6 protein-coding genes are annotated in these 4,492 nt (G+C 61.0%); all 6 read right to left on the bottom strand.

From position 1 onward, the window contains the following. Nucleotides 1-1,161, bottom strand: a 1,161-nt coding sequence (locus QT222_RS05785) for a thymidine phosphorylase (protein ID WP_491476600.1), incomplete at its 3' end; no start/stop codon positions are given. A 218-nt stretch (nucleotides 1,162-1,379) separates the two neighbouring features. Further along, on the bottom strand, nucleotides 1,380-1,805 hold the full coding sequence (gene trxA / locus QT222_RS05790; protein WP_491476601.1) for a thioredoxin: 426 nt from the start codon (nucleotides 1,803-1,805) through the stop codon (nucleotides 1,380-1,382). A gap of 233 nt (nucleotides 1,806-2,038) precedes the next feature. Continuing rightward, nucleotides 2,039-2,329 (bottom strand): DUF7521 family protein, encoded by a 291-nt coding sequence (locus tag QT222_RS05795; RefSeq protein ID WP_004572709.1) that lies wholly within the window; start codon nucleotides 2,327-2,329, stop codon nucleotides 2,039-2,041. Nucleotide 2,330: 1 nt separating this feature from the next. After that, nucleotides 2,331-2,705 carry a helix-turn-helix domain-containing protein gene (locus QT222_RS05800; RefSeq protein WP_004572710.1) on the bottom strand — a complete coding sequence of 125 codons (375 nt, stop codon included), beginning with the start codon at nucleotides 2,703-2,705 and terminating at the stop codon, nucleotides 2,331-2,333. 27 nt (nucleotides 2,706-2,732) lie between these two features. Beyond that, a complete protein-coding gene (locus QT222_RS05805) occupies nucleotides 2,733-4,079 on the bottom strand; it encodes an oxidoreductase (RefSeq protein ID WP_491476602.1) in 1,347 nt (448 codons plus the stop codon). A gap of 66 nt (nucleotides 4,080-4,145) precedes the next feature. Continuing rightward, a partial coding sequence (locus QT222_RS05810; RefSeq protein ID WP_491476603.1) for a macro domain-containing protein occupies nucleotides 4,146-4,492 on the bottom strand: 347 nt, incomplete at its 5' end.

The raw sequence follows: 4,492 nt of genomic DNA on the forward strand, positions 1-4,492 counted from the left end.
GTTCTGTGCGGCGAGTATTTCACGGAATGTCTCCTGTGCCGCCCCCGAATCGAGTATCTCGGTGGCGTCAGCGTCGACACCGACGGATTCGAACAACAGGTCTGCGAGCCGAATCGCTTTTACCCGTAAGTCGTTCGGTCCCTCTCCGTCGAGCGTGGCGAGGACTTCTCGCGCTTCGAGGACCGGGCCGATTCCTCTGCCGACCGGGGCGGAGCCACTCGTAATGGCGCACTCGATAGTCATTCCGAGGTGCTCGCTCACGCGGTTGAAGTCCTCGGCGAGCTCGCGCGCCTCGGCGAGGCTTTCGACCTTTGCTCCCTCGCCGTAGGGGATATCGATAACCGCGTGGGTCGACCCGGCGCTCTTCTTTTTCGAGAGCACGGAGGCGATGAGTTGTCCCTTCGGGTCGAGAGAAAGCGGGGTCTCAGCCCGGATGATTTGGTCGTCAACCGGAGAGAGATTCACCGCGCCGCCCCAGACGAGACAGCCACCAGTCTCTTTGACGATTTCCCGAATCTCTTCGATGGAGAACTCCACGTCACAGAAGACTTCCATCGTATCTGCGGTTCCGGATGCCGAGGTGACTGCCCGGGACGAGGTTTTGGGAATCTTCACACCCGCAGCGGCGATGATGGAGACGAGTATCGGCGTGACACGATTCCCCGCAACACCGCCGATAGAGTGCTTGTCGGCGATGATGGAGTCGTTCCACGAGATGGTCTCGCCGATATTCGCCATACACGATGTGAGGTGCATAGTCTCTTCCATCGAAAGCCCGTTCGTGTAGATGGCGGAGACGTACGCACCGAGTTCGATATCGGCGAGTCGCTCCTCGTAGATATCCCGGACGATACGCTCGAGTTCACGGTGTTCGAGTTCGATGTCGTCGAGTTTCTTGCGGATGTAGTACACCGAGTTCGGTTGCGGTGCGACCGACACCTCGACTGGCCCGTCGATGTGTCCGAGGCGACGTGTGACGCCGAGCGTGCCCTCAGAGATGAGTTCGTCAGTTAACTCCACGATTCCAATCGTCGTCCGACCGTCGCGTTGCAGTTGGATGCGTTCGAGTGCATGCACCCCCAGTTCCGCCGCATCAGCCTCGTTCAGAAGGACTGTCGGCGAACGAGTTCCGATGTCGATAGATTCAGCGATTAATTTCATAGCAAAGATTAGGTCTTGAGAATCATAAGCAGACCCCGCGTGTGAGAACGTCGTGCATCGGGGAATGCGACTGAGACGAAGGGTACCAGGGGGTACTGCTGGTCCGAGAGGACTCAGGGAGTACTGGGCAAGAAGGGTTCAGGGTGTGCCCCTCGGACCGAGAGGCGGTTTCGAAAATACTACTCGGGTGGCGGGGCTTCAGGTGCTAACAGTACCGTCTACGCGAGCTGCGAGTCGATAAGCCCCTTCAGGTCGTCGTAGCCGCGGACGCCGACGATTTGCTCGGCGGGGTCGCCACCAGCGAAGAGAATCAGCGTCGGAACGCCGCGAACCTGATACTGGGCGGCGAGTTCTTGATTTTGGTCAATGTCGACTTTCGCAACCGCCGCGTCGGTGTTCTCTGCGAGTTGCTCGACAGTCGGTTCGAGCATCTTGCATGGACCACACCAGTCCGCGTAGAAGTCGACGAGAACCACGTCGTACGTCGAGACAGTCTCATTCAGTTCGTCCATGCCGTTTACATGGATTGTCTCACTGGGTGCTTGGCCGGTTTCACCGGCAGTAGTGCCGCCATCACCGCGCATTTTGGATTCGAGCTGTTCGCGCTTTTGCTTCCTGATTTCGCTCAGTTCATCGTCGGACATACCTATCGGTATCGGCTGGAAGCTAATAACAGTTTTGCAGAAATGAGACAATAGTAATCGCGGAGATGCGTCACAATCGCATTGACGAAAACGGTGGATGAGTGGTAAAAGACGAACAGATGGCGGAGAGAATCAGGTGAAACAGCGGTGTGTCGTCGCTCCCAACTGACGTTAGCACGAGCGAGCGACGCAACTCGGTCTGTATTCGTGCCCAATGCGGACACAGCCACTGGCTACTCGACGTAGAGCGAGTAGGTGATGACTGCAAAGCCGATGAACGTCAGTATCGAGTCGATAAGAACCCCTGTCGCGAGGTCGACGGACAGAAGCACGTCAGATGCACCGGCAAGCAATGCACCGGTGGTAATAACGCCGAATCCGAGCGCTAAGGCTCGGAGCGCCGGCGACCCGGTGTTTCGGTACGCCTTGAAACTGAAGTAGGTGATGAGACCGCCGAGGACGAGAATCCCCGTCTTGACGATGATAATAAACGTCGCGATTGTCGGTGATGCAGTGTGTACCATATTACGTCTCCTTCCGGACCTGCGTCCAGATATCCGCGATTCGTTCGTCCGGCGTCCGTTCGGGGCGACCGACGGCGACATCGAAGTCTCGGTCGTCGTTGAGACCGATTCGGACTTCGTCGAACGCGACCTCGTAGGTCGTCGCGTGATGGCCGTCCGCCCGAATTTGCGTCCCCTCGGAGAGGAGCGCCGCGTCGGTCAGTAGGTCCAACTTCCGGTACGTCGTCGAAAGCGGAATGTCACACGTTTCTGAGATTTCACTGGCCGTCATAGGTTCTTCGAGTCCTCTGATGATGGCTCGTGCGTCCGCGTCGTCGAGCGCGTCGAGCACCGCCGTTAGTTCGGCTGACTCCACCGCGGACCGGTCGCGCGCCATTATCCTGACTCTCCGACGAGAACCTTATTAACCCACCGGGTCACCGTTGTTTTCGCCAGCGTTTTCGGGGTCACTAACGTATACTCCCTCCTTTCTGAGGGTTCCCGCTCGGGCCAACACTGACGGGGTGCGGCAGACGCCGGTCGCGCCGGTCACCTGCGGGACCGCACAGTTGTTGCAACTCTCGCAGACTGCTCGCGTCTCCTCCGAGGTGTCGGTTCCGAGCAGTCGCGCGGGAAGTTCCGGTTCCGCGTAGAACGGCCGTGCCATTCCGGCGGCGTCACAGGCATCGCCGAGCAGTCGGTCCATCTCTCCGCGCTCGCGAATCCCGCCCTCGCAGAGGACCGGGACCGAAACGACGTCGCGGACGCGACGGCACAGCGCCGCGTTCCACGCCGGGTCGAAGTCGTACCACGCCACCTCGATTCGATTGCCGAGTTCGACGAGGCGCGCCCGAATCGGACCGCCGAACGCCTCGGCGTAGCCCTCCCGGAACCGGTCGTCGTGCCACGAGCGGGCGGGAAACGACCCACGGACGATACTCGCATCCCAGAACACCGACCCGGAAACCGGGACGAGCGCATCGTAGCCAGCGTCGTCCAATCGGCGGCATATATCGACGGCGGCATCTGCAGTCAGATGGCGGCGGATTCCGGGCGGTGCAGCCGTCTCGGCCGGGACCTTGGTCATCAACGGCACGTCCCCCGCCCGTGTTCGAACCTCGTCGGCGACGACTTCGAGGAACCGAACGCCGTCACCGAACTCGTCTTCCCGGCGGTTGTAGAACGGCGAGAGGAACTGGTGGATGATTCCCATGTTCGCCCCGGCGAGGTGGACGATGTCGTAGCCAGCATCGACCGCCATCGCCGCGGAGCGACCGAAGTCGGCCGCGAGGTCGTACACTTCCTCGGTCGTCAAGACGTGCGCATCGTAGTCGAGAAAGCCGAGACGGTCGAGGAGGCGGAGGAGTCGTGGCGGACGCGAAACCGCGAGTTGCCGAAGGTTCGGATGCTCGCGCCGGTATTCGGCGTGCCACGTCTCCATGCTCCGGAGGCCGCCGTGTTCCAACTGAATGGCGATAGCTGCGCCGTGGTCGTGGATGGCGTCGGTTACGGTCTCCAACGACGCGACGAAGTCGGGGTCGGCGACGCGAGTCATCCCCGGCGCGGCGCAGCCACCGGTCTCGCGGACGATTGTCGCACCCTGACAGATGAGTCCCACCCCAGCCCGCGCAGCGGGTTCGAGTTCGGCGGCGAGGCGCTCGGGTGCATCCGGGCCGGTTCCCGCACATTCGAGTACCGGTGCGCGATAGAGCCGGTTCCCGAGGGTGACTCCGCCGATGTCGACCGGGTCGTCGAGCCGTGGGGAGACCATACGAAACCGAGGTGTCCGAGCGACGTAAATCGACGCCTCAATTCACCAGTCGTATTCTTCCTTCCTTCAACCAGTCTCGTCTACAACACGCGAGAGTACCCCGAACTCGTCGTCGCTGTAAGCGATGAACCGAACGTCACGAAGCGAATCCGGGCCGAACTCGCGAATCGTCTCGCAGATGATTCGCGCACCGTCTTCGAGGTCGAATCCGGCGACGCCACAGCCTAAGGCGGGGATGACGAGCGACTCACAGCCGCGGTCGTCAGCGGCTTCGAGCGCGTTTCGCGTCGCATCTCGGATACTCTCGGTAGTCGCTTGTCCATCGCCGTAATGCGGCATCGCCGCCGCGTGAATCACGATACCGGCGTCGAGGTCGAAGGCATCGGTGACGGCCACCTCGCCGAGGTCGATTG

The organism is Haloferax sp. s1 (genome assembly GCF_058382125.1).